The sequence below is a fragment of the Lysinibacillus sp. NPDC048646 genome (genome assembly GCF_050272295.1).
Taxonomy (GTDB): Bacteria; Bacillota; Bacilli; order Bacillales_A; family Planococcaceae; genus Lysinibacillus.
In genome coordinates this window covers 1-2,322 of the sequence record NZ_JBNNLZ010000058.1, presented here as the reverse complement: position 1 = coordinate 2,322, position 2,322 = coordinate 1, and the positions used below count along the sequence as shown (strand labels likewise).

Sequence of the window (2,322 nt, the reverse complement as noted above, 5' to 3'; positions counted from 1 at the left end):
GTAAGCCCGTAATCAAATAACGCATATAAATAACCAGGCACCTCCGGTACGATAAATGTATCAATTAGAGGAGGTGCTTCCTTATGTCAACTACCAAACTAACAATTGTTCCTGTGACACTAGATCCGATCACTGACAACTCTTCATCAACAACTTCATCTCAAAACTCTCCTGAGCCGAGCTGTATCATTAAAACAACTAGTGCTGAAATTTCCTTCTTTAATGGCGTAGATAAGCGCATCATCCAAACGATCCTGAAGGAGTTGAATAATCTATGAAACAAGATTTTACGAGCGTGCAGAACATCTACATTATTTGCGGTAAGACCGATATGCGTAAAGGTATTGACGGTCTCGCAACACTCATTCAGGATTCTTTTAAACTTGATCCATATAGTGATTCCATCTTCTTATTTTCTGGAACGAGTAAAGACCGTTATAAATGTTTGTATTTTGATGGAGATGGCTTCGCCATACTTTATAAACGATTAGATAATGGCAAACTGCAATGGCCAAAAGATGAGAAGGAAGTACGTAACCTTTCACAAAAGGAACTTCGCTGGCTTTTAGAAGGGTTATCGCTTCAGCAGCCAAGAGCGATTACGAAATCTGCAAAAGGTGTCTTTTAAACCCACCTATTAAGGTGGTATAATCATCCATAACTTGTACTGAACGGAAATGAGGTGAATGATTTGACGAACGTTCCTAAGAGAGAAAATCAAAATGAACGATTAATTCGAATGCTTGGGCAACAATTAGCTCAGTCAAATCGACAAATCGAAGCATTGACTGAACAAGTTCGCCAATTAACCAAGGCTTTATACGGTTCAAAATCGGAAAAATCAAAGTATCAAGCACCAGACGGACAAACCTCTTTGTTTGAAGACGATCCGTCTTTTAACGATTCTGAGCAGACAGAAGAACAAAGCACGCCAACTGTTACGTATACCGTTGAGCGTAAACTACATAAGAAAAAACGGAATGATTCTTTTCGTGATGGGATTGAAATAGAAGAAATTCACCATCATCCCACCAATACACAATGCGACTGTTGCCTTAGCCAAATGACCGAAGCCGGTACAACTATTGCGCGTGAAGAAGCAAAATTCATTCCTGCAAAAATGATGCGCATCCAGCATATTGAACATGCCTACGAGTGCCGGCACTGTAAAATGGATGCCACACAAAAAGCACAAATGAAACGTGGGAAAGCCACACAAGCTGCCATTCAGCGAAGCATTGCAGGACCTACAGTTCTAGCAAAACTCATCTATGATAAGTTCATCCAATACTTGCCTCTTTACCGTCAGGTAAAGGAATGGGAACGATATGGCCTGCTTACGAATGATAAGAACTTATCAAATTGGGTGATCCGTGCAGCTGAAGTTTGGCTTCTACCTGTTTATGAACAGATGAAGCAGACATTAACAGCAAAATCTGTTCTACATGTGGATGAAACCTATGCGCAAATAATCAAACGTTCGGACGGAAAATCCGGTCAATCGAACGCCTATAATTGGGTGTTCCGAAGTGTGCCAAGTCAAGGACCGATCATCGTTCTTTTTCAAAGTGCATTATCGAGAAGTCGTTCTGTACTAGAAGAATTTACAGAGGGCTTTAAAGGAATCGTGATTTGTGATGGTTATTCGGCATACGGTAATCTACCTGATGTCACGTTCGCTAATTGTTGGGCGCATGTGCGACGTTATTGGTTGAAAGCCGATAGCAAAAACGGGCAAATTGGCGTGGATTACTGTGATCAACTGTATCACCTAGAACGTCAATTCAAGCATCTTTCACCAGGCAAACGCCGAAAATCACGGCAAAAACATTCAAAGCCTATTGTAGAGAAATTCTTAAAATGGGTTGATGAATCACCTTTCTTCGGAAAAAATGCCTTAGCTAAAGCTGCCGAATACACATTAAATCGTGTACATGGATTAAAAGCTTTTCTGTTGGACGGTAGGATTGAAATCGATAATAACCCGGCTGAAAATGCGATTCGTCCAAATGTGATCGGTCGTAAGAACTGGCTTTTCTCTGTTAGTGAAGCAGGCGCTAAAGCAAATGCCATCTGTTTAAGTTTGGCTGAAACGGCAAAAGCAAACGGCATCGATTTCTATCAATACCTAGTGACGTTAATGACAGAACTGCCAAATTTACCGATTCACCAACAGCCAGAGATTTTAAATAATTACATGCCTTGGTCGAAAAAAATCCAAGCCACATGTGCAAAATAGCCATCTATCCGAAAAAAATTCAGATAGATGGCCATTCGTCGTGTATACCGAAAAGGTGCGGTTTTTTTATATTTCGGGCTTAC

Annotated in this window: 3 protein-coding genes; all 3 read left to right on the top strand. The window is 40.6% G+C overall.

The features are described from left to right. The first annotated feature begins 83 nt into the window (after positions 1 to 83). The 3 genes from ACQKII_RS24620 (at position 84) to tnpC (ending at position 2,239) form a co-directional block, all read left to right on the top strand. The gene (locus ACQKII_RS24620; protein ID WP_427463057.1) at positions 84 to 278 is read left to right on the top strand and encodes a hypothetical protein; all 195 of its coding nucleotides are present in this window, start codon (positions 84 to 86) and stop codon (positions 276 to 278) included. Then, entirely contained in the window at positions 275 to 628 is a 354-nt protein-coding gene (gene tnpB, locus ACQKII_RS24615; protein ID WP_427463056.1) for an IS66 family insertion sequence element accessory protein TnpB, read from the top strand. Before ACQKII_RS24620 ends, tnpB begins: the two co-directional genes overlap by 4 nt. Positions 629 to 739: 111 nt before the next feature. Further along, entirely contained in the window at positions 740 to 2,239 is a 1,500-nt protein-coding gene (tnpC, locus tag ACQKII_RS24610) for an IS66 family transposase (RefSeq protein WP_427463058.1), read from the top strand. Positions 2,240 to 2,322: the final 83 nt, after the last annotated feature.

What these genes read in the sequence shown, in the direction of transcription:
- tnpB (WP_427463056.1), top strand. Translation starts at nt 275, where the DNA reads ATGAAACAAGATTTTACGAGCGTGCAGAACATCTACATTATTTGCGGT.
- tnpC (WP_427463058.1), top strand. Translation starts at nt 740, where the DNA reads ATGCTTGGGCAACAATTAGCTCAGTCAAATCGACAAATCGAAGCATTG.
- ACQKII_RS24620 (WP_427463057.1), top strand. Translation starts at nt 84, where the DNA reads ATGTCAACTACCAAACTAACAATTGTTCCTGTGACACTAGATCCGATC.